General features: G+C 65.6%; 16 protein-coding genes. 9 read left to right on the top strand and 7 right to left on the bottom strand.

Annotation, left to right across the window (positions count from 1 at the left end):
• Nucleotides 1-11: 11 nt before the first annotated feature.
• Both OKW28_RS35455 and OKW28_RS35450 read right to left on the bottom strand, forming a co-directional pair.
• A complete protein-coding gene (locus OKW28_RS35455; protein ID WP_429452356.1) occupies nt 12-1,289 on the bottom strand; it encodes a polyhydroxyalkanoate depolymerase in 1,278 nt (425 codons plus the stop codon).
• A gap of 179 nt (nt 1,290-1,468) precedes the next feature.
• On the bottom strand, nt 1,469-3,358 hold the full coding sequence (locus OKW28_RS35450; protein ID WP_429452354.1) for a glycoside hydrolase family 15 protein: 1,890 nt from the start codon (nt 3,356-3,358) through the stop codon (nt 1,469-1,471).
• Nucleotides 3,359-3,602: 244 nt separating this feature from the next.
• Here OKW28_RS35450 and OKW28_RS35445 point away from each other — a divergent pair, with 244 nt between their 5' ends.
• Complete coding sequence (locus tag OKW28_RS35445; RefSeq protein ID WP_090803648.1) at nt 3,603-3,848, top strand: hypothetical protein; 246 nt, start codon at nt 3,603-3,605, stop codon at nt 3,846-3,848.
• A 318-nt stretch (nt 3,849-4,166) separates the two neighbouring features.
• On the opposite strand, the gene OKW28_RS35440 is transcribed toward OKW28_RS35445, so the two are convergent.
• Nucleotides 4,167-4,319, bottom strand: a complete 153-nt coding sequence (locus tag OKW28_RS35440) for a DUF3096 domain-containing protein (protein WP_013088853.1) — start codon at nt 4,317-4,319, stop codon at nt 4,167-4,169.
• A gap of 267 nt (nt 4,320-4,586) precedes the next feature.
• Between OKW28_RS35440 and OKW28_RS35435 the strand changes: the two genes are divergently transcribed.
• Nucleotides 4,587-5,978 (top strand): lactonase family protein, encoded by a 1,392-nt coding sequence (locus tag OKW28_RS35435; protein ID WP_429452352.1) that lies wholly within the window; start codon nt 4,587-4,589, stop codon nt 5,976-5,978.
• Nucleotides 5,979-6,082: 104 nt separating this feature from the next.
• Here the strand turns inward: OKW28_RS35435 and OKW28_RS35430 are convergent, their stop codons facing one another.
• The gene (locus OKW28_RS35430) at nt 6,083-10,162 is read right to left on the bottom strand and encodes a DNA translocase FtsK (protein ID WP_429452350.1); all 4,080 of its coding nucleotides are present in this window, start codon (nt 10,160-10,162) and stop codon (nt 6,083-6,085) included.
• A 112-nt stretch (nt 10,163-10,274) separates the two neighbouring features.
• On the bottom strand, nt 10,275-10,811 hold the full coding sequence (locus OKW28_RS35425; protein ID WP_429452348.1) for an META domain-containing protein: 537 nt from the start codon (nt 10,809-10,811) through the stop codon (nt 10,275-10,277).
• A 379-nt stretch (nt 10,812-11,190) separates the two neighbouring features.
• Between OKW28_RS35425 and purT the strand changes: the two genes are divergently transcribed.
• The 6 genes from purT (at nt 11,191) to OKW28_RS35395 (ending at nt 18,443) form a co-directional block, all read left to right on the top strand.
• Nucleotides 11,191-12,405 carry a formate-dependent phosphoribosylglycinamide formyltransferase gene (gene purT / locus OKW28_RS35420; protein ID WP_429452346.1) on the top strand — a complete coding sequence of 405 codons (1,215 nt, stop codon included), beginning with the start codon at nt 11,191-11,193 and terminating at the stop codon, nt 12,403-12,405.
• A gap of 107 nt (nt 12,406-12,512) precedes the next feature.
• On the top strand, nt 12,513-12,725 hold the full coding sequence (locus OKW28_RS35415) for a DUF6726 family protein (RefSeq protein WP_184045813.1): 213 nt from the start codon (nt 12,513-12,515) through the stop codon (nt 12,723-12,725).
• Nucleotides 12,726-12,839: 114 nt separating this feature from the next.
• Nucleotides 12,840-13,223 carry an MliC family protein gene (locus tag OKW28_RS35410; protein ID WP_429452343.1) on the top strand — a complete coding sequence of 128 codons (384 nt, stop codon included), beginning with the start codon at nt 12,840-12,842 and terminating at the stop codon, nt 13,221-13,223.
• Between the two features lie 257 nt (nt 13,224-13,480).
• Nucleotides 13,481-15,133 carry an acetolactate synthase large subunit gene (locus OKW28_RS35405; RefSeq protein ID WP_429452341.1) on the top strand — a complete coding sequence of 551 codons (1,653 nt, stop codon included), beginning with the start codon at nt 13,481-13,483 and terminating at the stop codon, nt 15,131-15,133.
• A 32-nt stretch (nt 15,134-15,165) separates the two neighbouring features.
• Complete coding sequence (locus OKW28_RS35400; protein ID WP_429452339.1) at nt 15,166-16,602, top strand: aldehyde dehydrogenase family protein; 1,437 nt, start codon at nt 15,166-15,168, stop codon at nt 16,600-16,602.
• 374 nt (nt 16,603-16,976) lie between these two features.
• On the top strand, nt 16,977-18,443 hold the full coding sequence (locus OKW28_RS35395) for a DEAD/DEAH box helicase (RefSeq protein WP_429452337.1): 1,467 nt from the start codon (nt 16,977-16,979) through the stop codon (nt 18,441-18,443).
• 107 nt (nt 18,444-18,550) lie between these two features.
• On the opposite strand, the gene gluQRS is transcribed toward OKW28_RS35395, so the two are convergent.
• Together gluQRS and OKW28_RS35385 are read right to left on the bottom strand one after the other, a co-directional pair.
• Nucleotides 18,551-19,441 (bottom strand): tRNA glutamyl-Q(34) synthetase GluQRS, encoded by an 891-nt coding sequence (gene gluQRS / locus OKW28_RS35390; RefSeq protein WP_429452335.1) that lies wholly within the window; start codon nt 19,439-19,441, stop codon nt 18,551-18,553.
• A 49-nt stretch (nt 19,442-19,490) separates the two neighbouring features.
• Entirely contained in the window at nt 19,491-20,357 is an 867-nt protein-coding gene (locus OKW28_RS35385; RefSeq protein WP_429452333.1) for a sulfurtransferase, read from the bottom strand.
• A gap of 292 nt (nt 20,358-20,649) precedes the next feature.
• Between OKW28_RS35385 and dnaE the strand changes: the two genes are divergently transcribed.
• Nucleotides 20,650-24,216 carry a DNA polymerase III subunit alpha gene (dnaE, locus tag OKW28_RS35380; RefSeq protein ID WP_429452331.1) on the top strand — a complete coding sequence of 1,189 codons (3,567 nt, stop codon included), beginning with the start codon at nt 20,650-20,652 and terminating at the stop codon, nt 24,214-24,216.
• Nucleotides 24,217-24,242: the final 26 nt, after the last annotated feature.

Raw genomic sequence — 24,242 nt, 5'->3', positions numbered from 1 at the left:
AAGTTTAATGCTCAGGCTTCGACTTTTTCTTTCGTCGTTTTTGCTGCCTTGTTGTGCTCGAGAATGAAGTCGCGCAATTGCGGGTAAATGATCGTGCGCCAGCGGCGGCCCGAGAAAATGCCGTAGTGGCCGCATTTCTCCGCAGTGAAGTGACGCTTGTTCTTCGCCGGAATGCCGCTGCACAAGTCGTGCGCCGCGTAAGTCTGGCCGTCGCCGGATATGTCGTCGAGTTCACCTTCGATCGTAAACAGCGCGGTCGTCGTGATGTCCTGCGGCCGCACCGGTTCGCCGTTGACGACCCACGTGCCCTCGGCAAGACGGAACTCCTGGAACACGACGCGGATCGTGTCGAGGTAATAATCGGCATCCATGTCGAGCACCGCGTTGTACTCGTCGTAGAACCGGCGGTGCGCTTCGGCGTCGTCCTCGTCGCCGCGCAGCAGGCTCTGGTAGAAATCCCAGTGCGACGCCGCGTGACGCTCCGGATTCATCGCGACGAAACCGGTGTGCTGCAGGAAGCCGGGATAGACCTTGCGGCCCGCGCCGGGATAGTTCGGCGGCACCGTGAAGATCACGTTGTTCTCGAACCACTCGTACGAGTGTTGCGTGGCCAGTGAATTGACCGAGGTCGGGCTCTTTCGAGCGTCGATCGGGCCGCCCATCATCGTCATCGTGCGCGGCGTGTCCTCGCCGCGGCTCGCCATCAGCGAAATGGCGGCGAGCACCGGCACGGTCGGCTGGCACACCGAGATCACGTGAAGATTCTTCGCGCCGATATGGCGAATGAATTCCTGGATATACGCGATGTAGTCGTTCAGACCGAACCAGCCGGCTTCTAGCGGCACCATGCGCGCGTCGAGCCAGTCGGTGATGTAGACCTTGTGGTCTTGCAGCAACGTGCGCACGGTATCGCGTAGCAGTGTGGCGTGGTGTCCTGACAACGGTGCGCAGACGAGCACGACCGGTTCGTCTTTCAGTTGGCTGACAGCTTCGCTGTCGTCCGCGAAGCGCTTGAAGCGCATCAGACGGCAGAACGGCTTTTCGATGAACGTCTGCTCGACGATCGGAATGTTATGGCCGTCTTTGACAATCTGGTGAATATTGAACTCGGGCTTTTCATAGTCCTTGCCGAGCCGGTAAAGCAGTTCGTAGCCGGCGGAAAGGCGCGTGGCGCCCGGCACATAGGCTAGCGGACTGGCCGGATTCGCAAATGATTTCGATGCGGCCTGAGCCCAGGCGGTGAGGGGGCTCAACATCGCCCGCTGGAATTCGTGAAATTGATAGAGCATGTTTGCTCCGTATTAAGCGGTTCGCATGGGGCTTCGCAAACACGCGTGAGGCGTTGCGGCGGGCCATTGTGGTTGTAGGCACATTATTGTCGGCCGACAGTCAGATCGATAATATCGAATAAGGCAAATTTGTGCAATGCAACAATATTCGCATTCAGTGTACGCAAATTGTCACTGCGTCATGCTAACGGCGATGCTGCTCCGCCGCTATCAGGGCTTGCCTGAACCTCAAGCTTCATCGCGTGGATGCCGTTATGCGCCGGATGGCCGGTCGCCTGCGCCATCTCCTGCTCGTGCTTCATCAGATTCAGTCCGGTGTGCACGAGCGCGACGTGGGAGAACGCCTGCGGAAAATTGCCGACGAGACGTTTATCGACCGGGTCGTACTCCTCGGACAGCAGGCCGACGTCGTTGCACAGCGCGAGCAGCCGCTCGTACATCTCGATTGCTTCCTGCACGCGACCCTGCAGCGCAAGGTTATCCACCATCCAGAACGAACACGCAAGAAAGGTGCCTTCCCCCGGTGGCAAGCCGTCGTCGTATTCCGTGGTGCGGTAGCGCAGCACGAAGCCGCCGTGCATCAGGTCCCGCTCGATCGCCTCGACCGTGCCCTTGATGCGCGGATCGTGCGGCGGCAGGAAGGCGACCAGCGGCATCAGAAGCACGCTCGCGTCGAGCTGATCGCTGCCGTAGTACTGCGAGAACGCGTTGAGCTCCGGATTCCACGCCTTCTCGCAGACCTCGGCGTGGATCGTGTCACGCATCGCGCGCCATTCGTCGAGGGGGCCGTCGAGCTTGAACATTTCGGCCGAGCGGATCGCGCGGTCGAACGCGACCCACGCCATCACCTTCGAGAACGTGAAATGCTCGGGGCCGCCGCGCGTCTCCCAGATGCCTTCGTCGGGTTCGCGCCAGATCGTGCTCAAGTGCTCGAGCATCGCGCGCTGCACGCTCCACGCGGTGACGTCCGCCTGCAGGCCGCCGACGCGCGCCAGATGCAGCGCGTTCATCACCTCGCCGTAGACGTCGAGCTGACGCTGCCCGACCGCATTGTTGCCGATGCGCACCGGTTTCGCGCCCTCGTAGCCGGGCAGCCAGTCGATTTCGGATTCGGGCAGGCGCCGCTCGCCGCCGATGCCGTACATGATCTGCAACTGGTCCGGCGCGCCCGCCATCACGCGGCCGAGCCAGCTGCGCCAGGCGCGCGCTTCGTCGTAGTAGCCGCCGCGCATCATCGCGAGCAGCGTGATGGTCGCGTCGCGCAGCCAGCAGTAGCGGTAGTCCCAGTTGCGCGTGCCGCCGAGCCGCTCGGGCAGCGACGTGGTGGGCGCCGCGACGATGCCGCCGGTCGGCTCGTAGGCGAGCGCGCGCAGCGTGATCAGCGAGCGGCGGATCGGCCCGGCCCAGCGTCCTTCGACGGTGCCGCGCGCCGCCCATTCGAGCCAGTGGTTCTCGGTGCGCGCGAGCGACGTGTGCGGATCGCGCGCGGGCGGAATGCGCAGATGCGACGCCCCGTACGCGAGCGAGAACGGCACGCGCTCGCCCTCGGTTACCGTGAATTCCGCGACGGTCTTCATGTCTTCGCCATGCAGTTCGACCGGCGTGCGCAGCACCGCGTTGTCGGGGCCGACGATCGCCTTGATGCCGCTGTCGTGCTTGAGCTTGTCGACCCACGGAATCGAGAAGCCGTAGTCGAAGCGCAGCACGAGTTCCATCTTCATGCGCACGGTGCCGCGCTTACCGACGACGATGCGGATCAGCTCCGACCAGCCGTTGCCGGGCGGCATGAAATCGATCAGCGTGACGGCGCCGTCGGGCGTTTCGAAGTCGGTTTCGAGGATCAGCGTTTCGCCGCGATAGCGCCGCGTGATGGTCGGCGCGCCGTGCTCGCCCTCGGTGGCGGGGGCGATCAGCCAACGGCCGTTGTCGGGCGAGCCGAGCAGCGCGGCGAAGCAGGCGCCCGAGTCGAAGCGCGGCCAGCAGAGCCAGTCGACGGAACCCTCGCGGGAGATGAGCGCGGCGGTATGGCCATCGCCGATGAGTGCGTAGTCTTCGATGTGTGCAGGCATGGAAAGCGTGTCGGAAAACGAGTCGTTATTACGGACGGCGACAGCAGCCGCGCTTCGAGTGGGTGTTATTACCGGACCACGATCGGCAGTGTTTGGTTCACCGCACAGTGCGGCAAAACGCGGGTTGGAAAATTGTCAAATCCATGCATACAATCAAATTTCATGCCGATGTCCGGCGAGCTGCCGGACTGCGAATCGGCCTTGCTCATGGCGCATGCAGACGCCGTTTCCGAGGACGAAAGCCATGCTGAACCCTTCGAAATCCGATTGCATCACGATTCTCTCGGCCGCCAGCCAGCTTGCCGGCGACTCCATGCTGCCACTCGATCATGGCCGGCTCGGCCTGAGCCGCAACGGCATGCTGGCTGCCGCCTCCTTCCTGGTAGAGCGGGCCTGCTTCCGGCGCTATCAGCAGGATGCCGATCATTATGCGGTCGGCGCGCTGTCGTTGCAGGGGCGCCTGCGGCTCGAACAGCTGGCGAACGGTTGAGCGGTAGGGCCGAGCGTTCGTAGCGCAGGTTCCTGGCGTATCCGCGCCGGTCATTCGCCGCATCCCTTCGTACCGCGCCTTCGCATTTCCTATCCGTATCTTCACGCCGCGTCGCGTCAGGTCGATCGTTCGCGTGGCGCGGGCGGTCGCGCGCGTCCATCTTGCGCGCGATGCCCGCTTCCCGCATATATCATGGCGTGACATTTGCCGCGCTCTCACACGGGCGAGTGGCGCTGGCACTCAGCGAACCTTCTCTTCGTGCGAAACCACCTCGATACCGGACGCAAATCTCACGCCCGGCGTCGCGGCGCCTGTCGCTCACAGATGCGACGAGCCCACGCCGAAGATCCCGATGATGCCGATGATGATCAGGTAAAGCGCGACGATGTAGTTCAACAGGCGCGGCATGATCAGGATCAGGATGCCGGCGATCAGCGAAACGAGCGGACCCAGGCTGAGAGTGACGTTCATGGAGACTCCGTGGTTGAGACGCGTGATGCGCGATTGAGAAAACGATTGAAAAACGTCCCGCCGCGCGGGACCCAAGCCGCTGGCGCAGACCGTGCCGCAGCGGCGGATTCACTGCATGATCCGACCTGACGCTCTTATACTGACTTCGACAACAACAACATGGAACGACGCTCGATTCGCGGCGCGGCAGACCAGACACCGTTACAACCGCTCGTACCCCGGCTCATACGCGAGCCCGTACCAGACAACCGATGTCGAGGAGGTCTCATGCTTCACAGTCGCCGTGCCGTCGGGCGTATTGCCGTGCGCCCAGTTCCGACTTCTGTTTTTACTTCTGTTCTTGCCAGTGTTGCCTTTCAGGGTTCCCGTCCGCGTGGCGCTGCCCGCGCCGCTCCATCTGCCGCGGATTGCACGGTGGAAAGCACCGCCCGGCGCGCAACGCGGCCAGCGCCGTTGCTAGCCGCCCGTTCGATAATAAGAGGTTTCGCGCTCATGGTTTCGATTGTTGCTTCGCACGCGTATGCGCAAGATTCTGGCCCGGTCCCCGCGGACGGCGTCTATACGATGCTGGTCGGTACTTACACCAGCGGCAAGAGCGAGGGCATCTACGTCTTTCGCTTCGATACGAAGACCGGCGCGGCGACCCAGGTGTCGGTCGCGCAGACGGTCAATCCGTCGTTTCTGGTCGTGAGCCGCGACCGCCGCTTCGTGTATTCGGTCAACGAACTGCCCGGTGACAACGGCCCGGCCACGCAGCGCGGCGGCATCAGCGCGTTCGGCTTCGATGCCGCGCGCGGGCAGCTGACGTTTCTGAACAAGGTGTCGTCGGACGGCAATGATCCGTGCTATCTGAGCATCTCGGCGGACGGCAAGTATCTGCTGAGCGCGAACTATTCGGTCGCGCCCGATCCGGGCGGCAGTTTCGCGGTGTTTCCGCTGCAGGCGAACGGCTGGGTCGGCACCTCGGTGCAGACCGTGCATCACGAGGGCGGCGGTCCGGTGAAAGGGCGGCAGGACAACTCGCACGTGCATTCGACCGTGTTCTCGCCTGACGGCCGCTATCTGCTCGCGCAGGACCTCGGCGCCGACAAGCTGTACTCGTACCGCTACGCGCCGCAGAGCAGCGCCGGCGCGGGTCCATTCATCGCGACGGACTGGGGCTACACGCAGCAGAAGGCCGGCACGGGTCCGCGCCATCTGATCTTTGGCGCGGACGGCAAGCACGCGTATCTGACGAGCGAACTCGCGGCGACCGTCAGCACGTTCGACTACCACGACGGCAGGCTGAAGCTCGTGCAGACACTGCCATTGAGCGAGCCTGACTTCAAGGGGAAGGTGGGCGCGGCGGCGATTCATATGTCGCCGGACGGACGCTTCGTGTATGCGTCCAATCGCGGCGACGCGAACGAGATCGTGATCTTCTCGGTCGATCCCGCCACTGGACACCTGAAGCAGATCGGCCGGCAGTCGAGCCTCGGCAAATCGCCGCGCGAGTTCACCGTCGATCCGACCGGAAACTGGCTGATCGTCGGCAATCAGCTGAGCGACACGGTCTATGTGTTCAAGCGCGATCCGCAGACGGGGCTGCTCGATCCGAATCCGAAGCAGCATTTCGATCTCGGCTCGCCGGTCGACTTCAAGCTGGTATCACCGTCGTGATGCGCGGCACGCGCGGGTAAATGAAAAACGGACAGCTCACATCGTGAGGCTGTCCGTTTTTTCTTCCGGATCATCGCCGACCCGGTTAGCGATTCACCGGGCGCTCATTCCGCCGGCCCTGGCGCCAGCACTTCGCGGCTGCCGTTGATGCTCATCGCCGACACGAGGCCGGCCGTCTCCATCTGCTCGACGAGCCGCGCCGCGCGGTTATAGCCGATGCGCAACTGCCGCTGCACTGACGAGATCGACGCGCGCCGCGTGCGTACGACGAACGCGACCGCTTCGTCGTACAGCGGATCGGCTTCCGCATCCGGCGCTTCGCCGAACAGGTCCTGGGCCGCGCCGCCATCGGCGGCCGGGCCGTCGAGAATGCCTTCCTCGTATTGTGGCTCGCCGAACTGCTTCAGATATTCGACGATCGCATGCACTTCCTCGTCGGCGACGAACGCGCCGTGCACGCGCTGCGGGTAGCCGGTGCCCGGCGGCAGGAACAGCATGTCGCCCTGGCCGAGCAGCGACTCGGCGCCCATCTGGTCGAGAATCGTGCGCGAGTCGATCTTCGACGACACCTGGAACGCGACGCGCGTCGGAATGTTCGCCTTGATGAGACCGGTGATGACGTCGACGGACGGCCGCTGCGTCGCGAGGATCAGGTGGATGCCGGCCGCACGCGCCTTCTGCGCCAGCCGCGCGATCAGCTCCTCGATTTTCTTGCCGGCGACCATCATCAGGTCGGCGAGCTCGTCGATCACGACGACGATCAGCGGCAGCGGCGCGAGCGGCTCGGGCGCATCGGGCGTCAGCGAGAACGGGTTGCCGAGCTTCTTGCCCTTCGCCTCGGTGTCGCGGATCTTCTGGTTGAAGCCGGCGAGATTGCGCACGCCGACGGCCGACATCAGCCGGTAGCGCTTTTCCATTTCGCCGACGCACCAGTTCAGCGCGTTGGCCGCGAGCTTCATGTCGGTGACGACCGGCGCGAGCAGATGCGGAATCCCTTCGTAAACCGAAAGTTCGAGCATCTTCGGGTCGATCATGATCAGGCGCACTTCCTCTGGCGTCGCCTTGAACAGCAGCGAGCAGATCATCGCGTTGATCGCGACCGATTTGCCCGAGCCGGTCGTGCCGGCCACCAGCATGTGCGGCGCCTTCGCGAGATCGGCGACGACTGGATGGCCGGTGATGTCCTTGCCCATCGCAAGCGTGAGTCGCGAGTGCGAGTTCTGGTAGACGCTCGCCTCGAGAATTTCCGAGAGGCGGATCGTTTGGCGCTTCGCGTTCGGCAGTTCGAGGCCCATGCAGGTCTTGCCCGGAATCGTTTCGACCACGCGGATCGACGTGAGACCGAGACCGCGCGACAGGTCCTTCATCAGACCGACGATCTGGCTGCCGCGCACGCCGAGCGCCGGTTCGACTTCGAAGCGTGTGATGACCGGACCCGCCGATGCGCCGACCACCATCACCGGCACCTTGAATTCCTGCAGGCGCTGCTCGATCAGCAGGCCGGTTTCGCGGAGCTTTTCATCCGAGATCGGTTCGATGTCGGCATCGGCGGGGGCGAGCAGATCGAGCGTCGGCAGTTCGACCATCGATGCGGCCGGCGCGTGGAACTCGAAGCCGTTGACCGGCGCGTGGCCGCGCAGCGGCGGGCGGGCGGCGGGCTCGGTAGTGGGTTGGTCGGCGGATTGGGGTTGGTCGGCGGATTGGGGTTGGTCGGCGGATTGGGCCTGCGGTTGCGGTGTTAGCGCGGGTGAAGACGACGGAGCGGGCGACGGTTCGACGGCCAGCGTGTTCGCGACAGGCGTTGCGCTTGCGCCGACCGAAGGCTCGATGCTGGTCGCCGGCCCGGCGAAGCCCGGGAAACGGACTACGTTCGAGACGACGGCTGGTGCGGTTGCCGGCATAGCGAGGTTCGCCGCACTCGTCGAAGTCGACGACGGCGAGTCGTTCGCGGGCTCGTTCACAGCGGGCAGGGCAGGGTCGTGCGACGTCGCGGGCTCACCTGACTGCGCACGTTCGCTCGCGAGCTCCGAGACCGTCGCGCCGGACCACGGCGGCACGCTTGCGCTCGACGGCGCGGCGGCCTCCGTCTGCGGCGAGTCCGCTGACGCGGCCGCGCGTTGAGCCGCGGCGGGGCCGAGCTTGCTCTCCCAAGGCACGAGCGTCTTGTCGATGACGATTTCGGCTGCCGGAGCCAGCGCTTGCGGAGGCGTCGCGGTGTCGGCGGTGGCCGGTTCGACGGTTCGCGCGGATTCCTCCCTCTGCGATGCCGGGACGCTGGTGTTTGTCGCTGTCTGCGTCGAATCGTTTTGGACCGCCGGTGCGTCTTCTTGCGAAGCATCGTCCCGTAGGCTGGCTGCGAAGCGCTCGAATGGCGTCGCCGTCGGCGACTCATGTTGCGGCGCGCTTGCGGCCGGTTCGGTGGCGGCAGGCTCGGCCACAGCGGATGCCGATGGCTCGACAACCGCGGATTCGACAGCCGCAGCAGCCACGTCGGCCACCGACTCGATTGCAGTCGTCGTCTGCGGCGCAGCCGTAAGCGGCGCATGAATGACGGGCGGTTCGGTCGGCCATTGCGCAACCGCTTCGTTGCCGCCCTCGACCGACGTCTCGGACTCGGTCACCGCACGCTCAGCCGGCAACTCGACCGATGCGGTTTCTTGCTGCGACTGCGCCGGCGACACCATCCGCGCCGAACTCTCCACGCTCTGCGCCTGCGGCGCCGCAACCGTCTCGCCGTTTTCGACAGGGAGCACGTCCCGCTGCGCCGGTGGCACATCGAACGTCGTCGACGCATGCTCTGCATCGCCAGTCTTCGCGCTATCGGCGCCACGGCTGCGCGCCAGGCTCACGCCGGCGATGTCGGTCCAGCGCGCGGCGTTTTCCGCGATGCTGCGCAGCGTTTCCTCGACGCTCGCGGGCGGCGCGACCGTCGACGCGTTCGTCATCGTTCGCGTGAAGTTCGGTGTAGGCCGGCGCACGGTCGACGGCGAGGTCACACTGTTGGCGCGCGAAGCGGCCGGGAACGGTTGACGCGGGGTCGCGCCGCGATTGAGCGGCGCACTGCCGTCGTCCGGACGTGGCAGCGACGACGGGCGGCTTGTGCGGCCCGCGGCATTCATCGATCCCGCTGTGATGCCGATACCGGCGCCCGAGGCGGCGGCGCGGCCCGCCATTGCCTGTGCCGCTCGCGCCGACACGCCGGCCGCGTTGGCGGCCGTCGCCGCCAACGCGGCACTGGAGCCGAACGACGCGGCCGCACGCTGATCTCCGACCGAGCGCCGCCCGACCTGCGCAGCACCATCACGAGCCGACATGCCCGATGCACCCGCCGCACCCAGCGATGCCGCCGCCGTCGCCGCGCGCGGCTCCGTGCTGCGCAACCAGCCGGCCGGCGCGACCGGCTCGGTCGGCACGAATGGTGCGGCGGATCTGTCCGCAGCCTTGTCCGCATGCAGCGCCTGCGTTGCCGTCGACGTTGCCGGGCGCGGCGACGCGCTCGACCCCGTGCGTAGCACCGGCTCGGTCAGCTTGACTTGCCCGCGCGCCGCGTCAGCGGCCGCATCGGCTCGCCAGCTTGCGCCGGCGCCACGGGCGGAAGCGTCCTTGCTAACCGCGATGCCAGCCGCCGCGGTGCCGGAAGCAGCGGCGGAGCCCGCGCCGCGCCCGCTCGCGGGCGGACGCCACACCGTCGGCCGCGCGTAGCGACCCTTGCTATTGCGCGGCGCCATCGTGTTGGTAGCAGGCGACACATGCGACGGCGCGCCGTCGTCGACGCTGCGGTGGCGGCGCGCATCCTCGTCGCGCTTCGCGAGTCCCCGCGACAGACCGAGGCCGAACGCGCCGTCGGCCCAAACGGCGACGTCGCTCCAGCGGAAGTCGACGAGCCACGGCAGGCTGATCACGAGCAGCGCGAGCGCCGCGAGCGGCGTGCCGACATGGCCGAGCAGATGTCCAAGCCCCGCGGCGAGCGCATGACCGAAACCATTGATGCCGGCGATGCCGATCAGCGAGCCCTCGAGCGTGCAACTCGCGATCAGCACGCAGACGAAGCCGAGCCACAGCCGGATCGTGCCGGGGCCGCGCAGACCCGCGCCGCCCGGCAGCATCGACTTCACGAGGCGCCACAAAAGAGGAATGAACCAGACGGCCGACCCGCCGAACCAGCCAAAAACTACCGTGTGCATACCAGACATCTACGAATGACGGAGCGCGCGCAAGCGCAATCCGTCGAGTTTAAACGGCGCAGCGCGCGGCTTCGAAGGCCGGCGCGAATCCCGAACGCGGCGCAAACTCGCATCACTTGTCGCTGCGATCGAACATCAGGGTGTCGCCGTTGTCGAGGATCAGCTGCATCTGCTGCGGCGCTCGCATCTGCACGCCGGTGCGATCGATGCGCTCGAGCGCGTCGAGGAACGGCTTCTCGATGTCGCCGCCCGGCGAGACGCACGCCGTGCGTGTGCCGGCGAGGGAACCGAAGCTCAGCTTGCCGTCCTTCAGCATGTACGAACCCATGAAGCGGTTGCAGCCGGAAAAGCCGCTCGCGTGACGCCGGCCGCCTTCGGTCGACAACGTCAGCGTGAGCGGCTTCTGATCCTCCGACGGCACCGCGCGCGCCGTGCCGTCGGCGTTCTTCCACGAACTCAGCACCCAGCTGGTGTCGTCGAGCAGTTGCGCGGCGGCGGGATTGAACGGATCAGGCGGCGGCGCCGACGAATCCGGATGCTTCGGGATCGCGCAGGCACCGAGCAGCGCGGCGATGCTCAACGCGGCGACGGCCGTGCGCAGGCACGGAATGATGCGCGCAAGACGTCGCGGGCGGGAGCGGATGAGCATGGCGTCGTTCCTGTTCAAACTGGCGAAGGCGTAAGGGTAACGTACTAAGCTTGTCGTGCGCGAGCGATGCTCGCGGTGACGTGATCGCAGCTGCGAACGTCGACGCGGCGGCACGGTTCCGCTCGACCGCCACGGCCTCGCGAGCGCACCCAAAGCGCACCCAAAGCGCACCCAAAGCGCACCCAAAGCGCACCCAAAGCGCACCCAAAGCGCACCCAAAGCGCACCCAAAGCGCACCCAAAGCGCACCCAAAGCGCACCCAAAGCGCACCCAAAGCGCACCCAAAGCGCACCCTGAGCGCCGCGCGGCAAGGGGCCCGCATGTTAACATCGCGGTCTATCCCATCCCACCCTCATCCCGACTTTTATCTGGAGTTCCCATGCAGATCGGCCAACGGATCGGCACGCCCCTTTCTGAATCCGCGACGCGCGTGATGCTGCTCGGCGCCGGCGAGCTCGGCAAGGAAGTGATCATCGCGCTGCAACGGCTGGGCGTCGAAGTGATCGCCGTCGACCGTTACCCGAACGCGCCGGGCCATCAGGTCGCGCATCGCGCGCATGTGATCGACATGACCGACCGCGCCGCGCTGCGCGCGCTGATCGAGCAGGAGCGCCCGCATCTGATCGTCCCCGAAATCGAGGCGATCGCCACCGACGAGCTCGCCGCGATCGAAGCCGAGGCGCTCGCCGAGGTGATCCCGACCGCGCGTGCCACCCAACTGACGATGAACCGCGAAGGCATCCGCCGCCTCGCTGCGGAAGAGCTTGGCCTCGCGACCTCGCCGTACGCATTCGCCGATTCGCTCGACGAGCTGCGCGCGGGCATCGCGAAGGTCGGCTATCCGTGCGTCGTGAAACCGGTGATGTCGTCGTCGGGCAAGGGGCAGTCGGTTTTGCGCAGCGACGCCGACGTCGAACCCGCCTGGCAGTACGCGATGGCGGGCGGCCGCGTGAATTTCGGGCGCGTGATCGTCGAGGGTTTCATCGACTTCGAATACGAAATCACGCAGCTCACCGTGCGCGCGATCGACCCGGCGAGCGGCGCGGTCGGCACGTATTTCTGCGATCCGATCGGCCACGTGCAGGTCGCGGGCGACTATGTCGAATCGTGGCAACCGCAGCCGATGAGCCCGCTCGCGCTCGAGCGTTCGCGCGAGATCGCGCACAAGGTGACGGCGGCGCTCGGCGGCCGCGGCCTGTTTGGCGTGGAACTTTTCGTGCGCGGCGACGACGTATGGTTTTCGGAAGTCAGCCCGCGTCCGCACGACACGGGGCTCGTCACGCTGTGCTCGCAGCGCTTCTCGGAGTTCGAACTGCATGCGCGCGCGATCCTCGGCCTGCCGGTCGATACGTCGCCGCGTGCGCCGGGCGCGTCGGCGGTGATCTACGGTGGTCGCGACGAGGCCGGCATCGCGTTCGAAGGCGTCGCGGCCGCACTTGCGGTGCCCAATGCGGATCTGCGCCTGTTCGGAAAGCCGGAAAGCTTCGTCAAACGTCGCATGGGCGTCGCGCTCGCGACCGGCGAGAACATCGAGCAAGCGCGCTCGCGTGCCAGGCAGGCGGCGGCCGCGGTGCGGCCGGTGTCGGCGAAGTAACGGGCAGGCGGCGAGGCGCAGCGCAAAAGTGTGCGGGACGCACACGAAAGGGCCCACCGCATTCGTTTCCGGCTTATCGAAGCAAAGAGATCGGAGTAGAGGATCGTATGGCGCTTGAATCGCGCAGCAATCCATGGCGCGGCGCGCTTCGCCGGGTCGGCGCACTCGGCGTGGCGTTCGCGCTGTGCGCCGGCATCAGCGGCTGCGGGCTCGCGGCCGCGCCGTGCCGGATCGCTTCGGCGGGACTGAAGATCGTGCCGGTGGTCGGCCACGTCGCCGCAGCGCCGACCGATGCGTGTGCCGACGTGATCGATCCTTGAAGCGTCGTTGAGCTGTCCGTGAATCGCCCATGAGCTGCCTGTGACTCGGCCGTGACCGGCGTCGCTGCCGGTGTTGCCTTCCCTGCCTGACCCCCGCAACAATCGAGGTGTTCGATGAAGACATGGCGTGTTGCAATCCTCACGACGGCAGCATGGACGGTGGCCTGGCTGGCAGCATCTTCCGGCGGCGCATCGGCCGCGCCATTGCAGTTCAAGCACATCGAGGGCAAGAACCACCAGACGCGCAAATACACCTGCGCGACCGGCAAGATCCTGCAAGTCACCTATTGGAACGCGCAGAACGGCCAGAGCTTCGCCGTGCTGCCGGTGAAAGGCGCGTCGATGCTGTTCGTCAACACGATCTCGGGGTCCGGTGCGAAGTACCAGGCCGGCAGCTACACCTGGTGGACCAAGGGTCCCCGCGCCAACCTGTACGACCTGATGAGCGGCGAGAACGCGCCGCCGATTCTCTCCGACTGCGTGACCGTGATTCGCTGATTTGCTGATCGGCGGAGACATGCACCTCATGCGGCGGCTTCATCCCCTACCGCCGCCTGCTTCTTCTCGCGCCTGGCTTCCTGTCCCCCGCGCCGCCTCGTGCGCTCGCGCGCATCGTTTCCGTTCGAGTAGTAAGCTGTCCGGCAGGGCGTTCGCCATGCCGTTTGCCATGCCGCGCGCGCGGTGCGGTGTTTCGCGCGCAGCCGTCGTTGTCGTCTTCGATTGTCCGTTCCCCGAGTCATCAAGCGAGACCCTCAATGAAAGCATCGGACCTGTTCGTCAAATCGCTGGAAGCCGAAGGTGTCGAGTATGTGTTTGGCATCCCCGGTGAAGAAAATCTCGATCTGCTCGAGTCGCTGCGCCGCTCGAAAATCCGTCTGATCCTCACGCGCCACGAGCAGGCGGCCGGCTTCATGGCCGCCACCTACGGGCGGCTCACCGGCCGCACGGGAGTATGTCTGGCGACGCTCGGCCCAGGCGCGACCAACTTCGTGACCGCGGCCGCCTACGCGCAGCTGGGCGGCATGCCGATGCTGATGGTCACGGGCCAGAAGCCGATCAAGTCGAGCAAGCAGGGGCACTTCCAGATCGTCGACGTGGTGCGGATGATGGAGCCGCTGACGAAATACACACGGCAGATCGTGTCGATCGGCAATATTCCGGCGACGGTGCGCGAGGCGGTGCGCCGCGCCGAGGAAGAGCGTCCGGGCGCGACGCATCTGGAATTGCCCGAGGACGTCGCGCACGAGGAGGGCGACGGCAAGCCGATTCCGAAGAGCTACAGCCGCCGTCCGGTCGCCGAGGAGAAGGCGGTCGCGCGCGCGGTCGAGGCGATCACCGCCGCGAAGCATCCGCTGCTGATGATCGGGGCGGGCGGCAACCGCAAAACCACGACGAAGATGCTGCGCGAGTTCGTCGACCAGATCGGCATTCCGTTTTTCACCACGCAGATGGGCAAGGGCGTGATCGACGAATCGCATCCTATGTGGCTCGGCAACGCGACGCTCTCCGACGGCGACTTCGTGCACCGCGCGATCGAACTCGCGGACTGCATCATCAACGTCGGTCACGACGTGATCGAAAAGCCGCCGTTCTTCATGCGCAGCGGCGAGGCGGGTGAAAAGACCGTGATCCACGTGAACTTCCTCGGCGCCGAAGTCGATCCGGTGTATTTCCCGCAGATCGAAGTGGTCGGCGATATCGCCAACGCGGTGTGGCAACTCAAGGAGAGCCTGAAGACGCGTCAGGAGCACTGGGACTTCACGCGCTTCAAGGAGATCAAGGAGCACTTCGAGGCGCATCTGGTGAAGGGCCAGCACGACGACCGTTTTCCGATGTACCCGGTGCGGATCGTCAACGACGTGTACGAGACCACGCCGGTCGACGGCATCGTGTGTCTGGATAACGGCATGTACAAGATCTGGTTCGCGCGCTACTACCGCGCGCACGAGCCGAATTCGCTACTGCTCGACAACGCGCTGGCGTCGATGGGCGCGGGGCTGCCGTCGGCGATCGCGAGCAAGATCGTGCATCCGGAGCGCAAGGTGATCGCCGTGTGCGGCGACGGCGGCTTCATGATGAACTCGCAGGAGCTCGAAACGGCGGTGCGGCTGAAGCTCGATCTGGTGATCCTGATTCTGCGCGACGACGCGTTCGGCATGATCCGCTGGAAGCAGGAGAACATGAACTTCCCGGACTACGGCATGACGCTTGCGAACCCGGATTTCGTCGCCTATGCGCAGAGTTATGGCGCGCAGGGGCATAGGATCGAGGCGGCCGAGCAGTTCGCGCCGCTGTTGCGCGAGTGCTTCGCGACGCCGGGCGTGCACGTGATCGACCTGCCGATCGACTATTCGGACAACGAGCGCGTGCTCAATCGCGAGATCAAGCGGCTGTCCGCGCGGCTTTGAGCATCCGTGCATCGAATCAAGGAGAGTGCGACATGTTGCAGACAACCTATCCGTACTACCTCGCCAACGAGCCGGTGGCCGCCAACACCGATCTCGAAGTCACCGACAAATTCAGCGGCGAAGTCGCCACGCGCGTCGCGATGGCCGACGCGGCCGCGATCGACAAGGCGATCGGCCTCGCGGTCGATGCGATGCCCGCCATGCGCGCCTACCCGCCGTTCAAGCGCCAGGCGGTGCTCGAACATTGCGTCAAGCGCTTTCGCGAGCGCTACGACGAACTCGCGCTCGCGCTGTGCATCGAGGCGGGCAAGCCGATCAACGATTCGAAGGGCGAAGTCACGCGCCTGATCGATACGTTCAAGGTTGCCGCGGAGGAAAGCGTGCGTATCGACGGCGAGATCGTCAATCTGCAGATTTCTCCGCGCGCGAACGGTTACCACGGCTACGTGAAGCGCGTGCCGATCGGGCCATGCTCGTTCATCTCGCCGTTCAATTTTCCGCTGAACCTGACCGCGCACAAGGTCGCGCCGGCGATCGCGGCGGGCGTGCCGTTCGTGCTGAAGCCGGCGAGCCGCACACCGGTCGGGGCGCTGATCATGGGCGAAATTCTCGCCGAAACCGATCTGCCGAAGGGCGCGTTCTCGATTTTGCCCGCGCACCGCGACGGCGCCGACCTGTTCACGACCGACGAGCGCTTCAAGCTGCTGTCGTTCACCGGGTCGCCCGCGGTCGGCTGGGAGTTGAAGCGCAAAGCCGGCAAGAAGAAGGTGATTCTGGAGCTGGGCGGCAACGCGGCGGCGATCGTAGACGCTGACCAGGGCGGCAAGCTCGACTACGTGGTCGACCGGCTCGCGTTCGGCGCGTTCTATCAGTCGGGGCAGAGCTGCATCGGCGTGCAGCGGATTCTCGCGCACACGAGCGTCTACGACGCGCTGCGCGAGAAGCTGATCGCGAAGACGAAGTCGCTCGTGATGGGCGATCCGAAGAACGAGAAGACCTTCGTCGGGCCGATGATCTCCGAATCGGAAGCGAAGCGGCTCGCTGGCTGGATGGAGGGGGCGGTGCAGGGGGGCGCGCAGATCGTCGCGGGCGGCAAGGTCGACGGCGCGATGTTCGAGGCGACGCTGCTGGAAGGCGTGAAGCGCGACACCGATCTGTATCGCAAGGAGGCGTTCGGGCCGGTTGCGATACTCGAGCGCTTCGACGATTTCGAGGCGGCGCTCGCGCAGGTCAACGACAGCGACTTCGGCCTGCAGGCCGGCGTGTTCACCGATTCGCTCGCGCATGCGCATCGCGCATGGGATGCGCTCGAAGTGGGCGGCGTCGTGATCAACGACGTGCCGTCGTTCCGCGTCGACAACATGCCGTATGGCGGCGTCAAGGATTCGGGGCTCGGGCGCGAGGGCGTGCGCTACGCGATCGAGGACATGACCGAGATGCGGCTGATGGTGATGCGCGAGACGTGGTAAGGGGCGATCTGACGTGAGCGGGGGCGGGCGACCGTTCGCAATGGGGCCAGTGCGGGCGCGGGGACGGCTGACGAACGCCGCGCGCCGCCCGACGAAGTGCCCGTCTGTCACGCCACTGTCGTCTGTGCGCACTACGCTGCGACCGAAGCAACGGCCGCGAGCCGCCGGCCGGCCAGCCGTCACGAGCGTTTTTGCTGAAGTGCTACAATACTCGGCTTTCGGCGGATGCTTCCGCCAGCCGGAGCCGGCCGCATTATCCGAACTCAGACGGGTCTCGCGCGGAACGACGTGGCTCCGCCTTCTTCCTGATGCCCTCCGCGGTCCCGACCGCTGCCGCGCGCATCGCGCCACGCGCCTTTTTAGCGAAAGCCACCATGTCCGACACAGCCGTCACGCCCAGCACCGAGACTTTTGATCAATTCGGCCTCGCGCCCGACATCCTGAAGGCCATCAAGGAATCGGGCTACACGTCGCCCACGCCGATCCAGGCGAAGGCGATCCCGGTCGTGCTGGCGGGCCGTGACGTGATGGGCGCCGCGCAGACAGGGACCGGCAAGACCGCGAGCTTCTCGCTGCCGATCATCCAGCGCCTGCTGCCGCAGGCCAGTGCGAGCGCGTCGCCGGCGCGCCATCCGGTCCGCGCGCTGATCCTCACGCCAACCCGCGAACTGGCCGACCAGGTCGCCGCGAACGTGCAGGCGTACGCGAAGCACACGGCGCTGCGCAGCGCGGTCGTGTTCGGTGGCGTCGACATGAATCCGCAGTCCGAGCAGTTGCGCCGCGGCGTTGAAATCCTGATCGCGACGCCAGGTCGTCTGCTCGATCACGTGCAGCAGAAAACCGCGAACCTGGGCCAGGTGCAGATGCTCGTGCTCGACGAAGCCGACCGCATGCTCGACATGGGCTTCCTGCCCGACCTGCAGCGCATCCTGAACCTGCTGCCGAAAGAGCGCCAGACGCTGCTGTTCTCCGCGACGTTCTCGGGCGAAATCAAGAAGCTCGCCGCGACGTATCTGCGCAACCCGCAGACCATCGAAGTCGCGCGCAGCAACTCGACCGCGACCAATGTCACGCAGATCGTCTACGAAGTCGCCGAGGGCGACAAGACCGGCGCGGTCGTGCAGCTGATCCGCGAGCGTGGCCTGAAGCAGGTGCTCGTGTTCTGCAACAGCAAGATCGGCGCGAGCCGGCTCGCGCGCAGCCTCGAACGCGACGGCGTGGTCGCGACCGCGATTCACGGCGACCGCACGCAGAGCGAGCGCATGCAGGCGCTCGAGGCGTTCAAGCGCGGCGAAGTCGAGGCGCTCGTCGCGACGGATGTCGCCGCGCGCGGTCTCGACATCGTCGAACTGCCGACCGTGATCAACTTCGACCTGCCGTTCAACGCCGAAGACTACGTGCACCGGATCGGCCGCACGGGCCGCGCGGGTGCATCGGGCGACGCGCTGTCGCTGTGCAGCCCGAACGAGCGCAAGCAACTGGCCGACATCGAGAAGCTGATCAAGCGTCCGCTCGACTTGCAGCGCCTGACCGTCGAGGCGCCGGCGCGCCATCATCACGAGGACCGTCCGCCGCGCCGCGATCGCAGCGAATCGCGCGACGAGCGCAGCCGCCGTCGCACGGGCGGGGCGTCGGGTTCGTATGACCGTCCGCATCATCATCGCGCGCAACCGGTCGACGATTTCTTCCTGAAGCCGTACGAGCCGTCGCCGGCATCGGTGCGCAAGATCGAGGAGACGGCCGCGTCGAACTCCGCGCCGCAAAAGACGGCGCCGAAGCGGCAGCTGGCCGCGTTGCTCGGTGGCTTCGGAATGCCGAGGAAGACGCCTTCGTCGTCGTAAGACGGGCTGTCGGGTTCAGAGCTCGGGGTGCAACGCCTCGAGCGTAAAAACGGTGGGGCCGCGCGGTTCGATGTCTCGGAAAACGCAGCAGGCTTCACGCGTGCGCATCATCTGGATGCGCGAATGTTCATCCGTTTTGCCCAGGCCGCGGTCGCGGCGCTGTAGAACTGCTCCAGCGTCGTGAGCGGCTCGCTTCCCAACTTCAGTCCCAGATGCCGTGCCGCCGCGCCTAGTGCTTCGAGCGGCTTGTCGCTATCGAGCGCGGTCGCGCCGTTCTGCTTGCTCAGTTTCTCGCCGTGCTCGTTCGTGACGACCGGCACATGCAGATACTCGGGCGTTGCCACACCCAGACAACGCTGCAGATAAATCTGCCGCGCCGTCGAATCCATCAGATCCGCGCCGCGCACGATGTGCGTGATGCCCGCGTCCGCATCGTCCACCACCACCGCCAGCTGATATGCCCACTGATCGTCCGCGCGGCGCAGCACGAAATCGCCGACTTCGGTCGCGAGATTTTGCGTCTGCGGACCCTGCCAGCGGTCGTGGAACGTGATCACGGCGGGCTCGCCGTCGGGCACCCGCAGGCGCCACGCGCGCGCCGGCTTGCCATGCAGACCCGTGCGGCAGGTGCCGGGGTAGGCGAGTGTGGTGTTGCGCGCGTGCGCGTGCAGCAGCGAATCGGCGATTTCCTTGCGCGTGCAGCCGCACGGATAGACGAGACCGGCCGATCTCAACTGCTCCAGCGCGTGCTGATAGCGCGCCATGCGCTGGCTTTGCCAGACCGGCGTTTCGTCCGCGCGCATGCCGAAGCGTTCGAGGGTCGCGAGGATGTCCTCGGCGGCACCCGGCACCGTGCGCGGTCGGTCGATATCTTCGACGCGCACGAGCCACGCGCCGCGCTGCGCGCGCGCGTCGAGCCAGCTCGCGAGCGCGCTGACCAGCGAGCCAAAATGCAGCGGGCCAGTCGGCGACGGCGCGAAGCGTCCGCGATAGGTCATGGTTTGGAGACGACAGGCGAGGCGCCCGCGTCGCGGAGCACCCCGGCTGTCATTGCGCGGCGCACGCGGCCTTGCCGTCCGGATGGCACGCCGGACAGGTCTTGCCCGCGACGTACATCGGCGATTGCTGTTGCTCGGGCGTGACCACCGCGCGGCAGCCGAAGCATTGCGCGGTCGCGGTCGGTTCGAGTTGCGGATTCAGCGCGGTGCGGTAGTCGAACACGAAGCAGTCGCCGTGATAATGCGCGCCGCCCACTTCCTCGAAGTATTTGAGGATGCCGCCTTCGAGCTGGTACACGTTCTCGATGCCGACCTCCTTCATATGGATCGCGGCCTTCTCGCAGCGGATGCCGCCCGTGCAGAACGACACCACCGTCTTGTCTTGGAGATCGGCACGGTTGTTCTCGATTACCTCGGGGAATTCGCTGAACTTCGTGATCCGATAGTCGAGCGCGTTGTCGAACGTGCCGACGTCGACTTCGAACGCGTTGCGCGTGTCGAGCATCACGACCGGACGGCCTTCGTCGTCGTGACCGCGGTCGAGCCAGGTCTTCAGCGTCGGCGCGTCGACGAACGGTGCGCGGCCGAGCTTGGGGCGGATCGCCGGCTTTTTCATCGTGATGATTTCGCGCTTGAGCTTGACCAGCATGCGCGTGAAGGGCTGCTTGTCCGACAGGCTTTCCTTGAACTGCAGATTCGCGAACTTGTCTTCGAACAGCGCGTCGTGGCGAATGTAGTCGACGAATGCGTCGGTGTTCTCGCGCGTGCCGGCAATGAACAGGTTGATGCCTTCCGGCGCGAGCAGGATGGTGCCGCGCAGGCCGAGCGCATTGCAGCGTTCGGTGACGAACGGGCGCCAGGCGGCGGTGTCTTCGATGGTCGCGAATTGATACGCGGCGAGATTGACGATACTCATGTGTGTTCTGCGGTAAAGATGGCCGGCGTGGCGAGGGGCGGCGGGATGTGCCGCCGCTGTTGCGCCCCGTATGAGACCCGGGGTTTGACGCGCGGGTTCGCGCGCGTTTGCCGCTTAAATGGCCACGTCGAGAGAGGCGAAACCTCTATTATCCCTCAACCCGGCATTTTCCCCGACCTGGCCGAATGGCTAACGAGTTGCGCTAGCGCAAACCGCGCTCGCTCCGACCTCGTTCTGGCCGGATGGCCAACGCACCGTTTTGACCTGAAATCCGCGGAAGGGTGGAGTTACAATGTCGCCCATGTCAGATCCCCGCTTCGTTCATCTCCGCGTTCACTCCGAATTCTCGATTGCCGACGGCATCGTGCGTCTCGACGACATCGTCGCGGCGGCGGCCAAAGACGGTCAGGGCGCGCTCGCGCTTACCGACCTCGGCAACGCGTTCGGCCTCGTCCGTTTCTACCAGGAAGCGCGTGGCAAAGGGATCAAACCCATTGCCGGCTGCGACGTCTGGATCACCAATCCTGACGACCGCGACAAGCCTTCCCGGCTGCTGCTGCTGGTCAAGGACCGCCGCGGTTACCTGAACCTCTGCGAATTGCTCAGCAAGGCCTCGCTGACGAACCAGTATCGCGGCCGCGCGGAAATCGAAGCTGGCTGGCTCGAATCCGGTCTGGGCGAAGGGCTGCTCGCGCTGTCGGGCGCGCAGCAGGGCGACATCGGTCTCGCGCTGGCGGCCGGCAACGAAGAGGCGGCGAAGCGCCACGCGCAGCATTGGGCGAAGGTGTTCCCAGGCGGCTTCTATGTCGAGCTGCAGCGCTATGGCCAGCCTGGCGGCGAGCAGTATGTGCAGCAGGCGGTCGCGCTCGCGGCATCGCTGAAACTGCCGGTCGTCGCGACGCACCCGATGCAGTTCATGACGCCGGACGACTTCACCGCGCACGAAGCGCGCGTGTGTATTTCTGAAGGCGACATTCTCGCGAATCCGCGTCGCCAGAAGCGCTTCACGGCCGAGCAGTATTTCCGCACGCAACAGGAAATGGCCACGCTGTTCGCGGACATTCCTTCGGCGCTGGCGAACACGGTGCAGATCGCCAAGCGCTGCAATCTGACGCTCGAACTCGGCAAGCCGAAGCTGCCGCTCTTTCCGACGCCCGACGGCATGTCGCTCGACGACTACCTGGTGCAGCTGTCGAAAGAAGGCCTCGAAAAGCGGCTCGAACAGTTGTATCCGGACGAGGCCGAGCGCGACGCGCAACGCCCGACGTACTACCAGCGCCTCGAATTCGAGTGCGGCACGATCATCAAGATGGGCTTTCCGGGCTACTTCCTGATCGTCGCGGACTTCATCAACTGGGCCAAGAACAACGGCGTGCCGGTCGGGCCGGGCCGGGGTTCGGGCGCGGGTTCGCTGGTCGCCTATGCGCTCGGCGTGACCGATCTCGATCCGCTGCGCTACAACCTGCTGTTCGAGCGTTTCCTGAATCCGGAACGCGTGTCGATGCCCGACTTCGATATCGACTTCTGCCAGCACGGCCGCGATCGCGTGATCCAGTACGTGAAGGAGAAATACGGCGCGAACGCGGTGTCGCAGATCGCGACGTTCGGCACGATGGCGGCGAAGGCGGCGGTGCGCGACATCGGCCGCGTGCTCGATCTCGGCTACATGTTCACGGACGGCATCGCGAAGTTGATTCCGTTCAAGCCGGGCAAGCACGTGACGATCGCCGACGCGATGAAGGAAGAGCCGCTGTTGCAGGAGCGCTTCGACAACGAAGACGAAGTGCACCAGCTGCTCGAACTCGCGCAGCGCGTCGAAGGCTTGACGCGTAACGTCGGCATGCACGCGGGCGGCGTGCTGATCGCGCCGGGCAAGCTGACCGATTTCTGCCCCTTGTACACGCAGGGCGACGAAAGCGGCGTCGTCAGCCAGTACGACAAGGACGACGTCGAAGCGGTCGGCCTCGTGAAGTTCGACTTTCTGGGCCTGACCACGCTGACCATTCTGGATTGGGCCGAGCGCTACATCCGCCGCCTCGATCCGTCGAAGCAGGACTGGTCGCTCGCCCAGGTGCCGCTCGACGACCCGGCGTCGTTCTCGATCCTGAAGAAAGCGAATACGGTCGCCGTGTTCCAGCTGGAAAGCCGCGGTATGCAGGGCATGCTGAAGGACGCGCAGCCCGACCGCTTCGAAGACATCATCGCGCTCGTCGCGTTGTACCGCCCGGGTCCGATGGACCTGATCCCGAGCTTCTGTGCGCGTAAGCACGGCCGCGAGGTGGTGGAATATCCGGACCCGCGCGTCGAACCTGTTCTCAAAGAGACCTACGGCATCATGGTCTACCAGGAGCAGGTGATGCAGATGGCGCAGATCATCGGCGGCTACTCGCTGGGCGGTGCCGACCTGCTGCGTCGCGCGATGGGTAAGAAAAAGCCCGAGGAAATGGCCAAGCACCGCGAAATTTTCGCGGAAGGCGCGGCCACCAACGGCCTCACGCGCGAGAAGTCCGACGAAATCTTCGACCTGATGGAGAAGTTCGCGGGCTACGGCTTCAATAAGTCGCACGCGGCCGCCTACGCGCTGCTTGCGTACTACACCGCGTGGCTGAAGGCGCACCATCCGGCCGAATTCATGGCGGCCAACATGTCGCTCGCGATGGACGACACGGACAAGGTCAAGATCCTGTTCGAAGACTGCCTCGCGAACAAGATGGCCGTGCTGCCGCCGGACGTGAACCTGTCCGCGTATCGCTTCGAGCCGGTCGCCGAAGCCGACGGCAAGCGCTCGCGCACGATCCGCTACGGTCTCGGCGCGATCAAGGGCAGCGGCCAGAACGCGATCGAAGAAATCCTGCGCGCGCGCGAGGAAGGCCACTTCATCGACATCTTCGATTTCTGCAACCGCGTCGATCGGCGCATCGTCAATCGTCGCACGATCGAGGCGCTGATTCGCGCCGGCGCGTTCGACACGCTGCATCCGAACCGCGCGCAGCTGATCGCGTCGGTGTCGCTCGCGATGGAAGCGGCCGAGCAGGCGGCGGCCAATGCGCTGCAGGCCGGCCTGTTCGACATGGGCGACGCGCCGTCGCAAGGCCACGAACTCGTCGACGAACCGGAGTGGCCGGAAAAGCGCAAGCTGCAGGAAGAAAAGGCCGCGCTCGGTTTCTACCTGTCGGGCCATCTGTTCGATGCATACAAGGACGAAGTGCGTCGCTTCGTGCGCCAGAAGATCGGCGAGCTGAAGGAAGGGCGCGACAAGCTGGTCGCGGGCGTGATCGTGTCGCTGCGCACGCAGATGACCCAGCGCGGCAAGATGCTGATAGCGCTGCTCGACGACGGCACCGGCCAGTGCGAAGTGACGGTGTTCAACGAGGTCTTCGAAGAGCACAAGCAGTTGTTCAAGGAAGACGAGCTGCTGGTCGTGCAGGGCCAGGCGCGCAACGACGCGTTCACGGGCGGCATCCGCTTCACGGTCGAAACGGTGATGGATCTCGGCCGCGCGCGCTGCCGTTACGCGGACTCGCTGAAGGTGCAGATGAACGGCAACGCGGACGCGCAGGCATTGCGCCGGGTGCTCGAAGCGCACACCGCCGGCAAGGACGAGCCGTCCGCCACAGCCACGCCGGCGGCCGCGCCGCGCGGCAATGGCGGTGGGCGTGGCGGCTTCGGCGGCGACGGCGGCCGTCAGCGTCAAGCGGTGCAGATTCCGAACGGGCTCGCGGTGCAGGTCGTTTATCGCAGCGAGCATGCGCAAGGCGAAATGCGTCTGGGCGACGCGTGGCGCGTGAAGCCGACCGATGAACTGCTCGCCGCGCTGCGCGGCGAGTTTGCGGGAAGCTCGATCGAAATCGTGTATTGAGCGAGGTCCGCGGTATGGATGGGCCA

The organism is Paraburkholderia sp. 40, assembly GCF_050434105.1.
GTDB classification, from domain to species: domain Bacteria; phylum Pseudomonadota; class Gammaproteobacteria; order Burkholderiales; family Burkholderiaceae; genus Paraburkholderia; species Paraburkholderia tuberum.
This window is presented reverse-complemented; position numbering and strand designations above follow the sequence as displayed.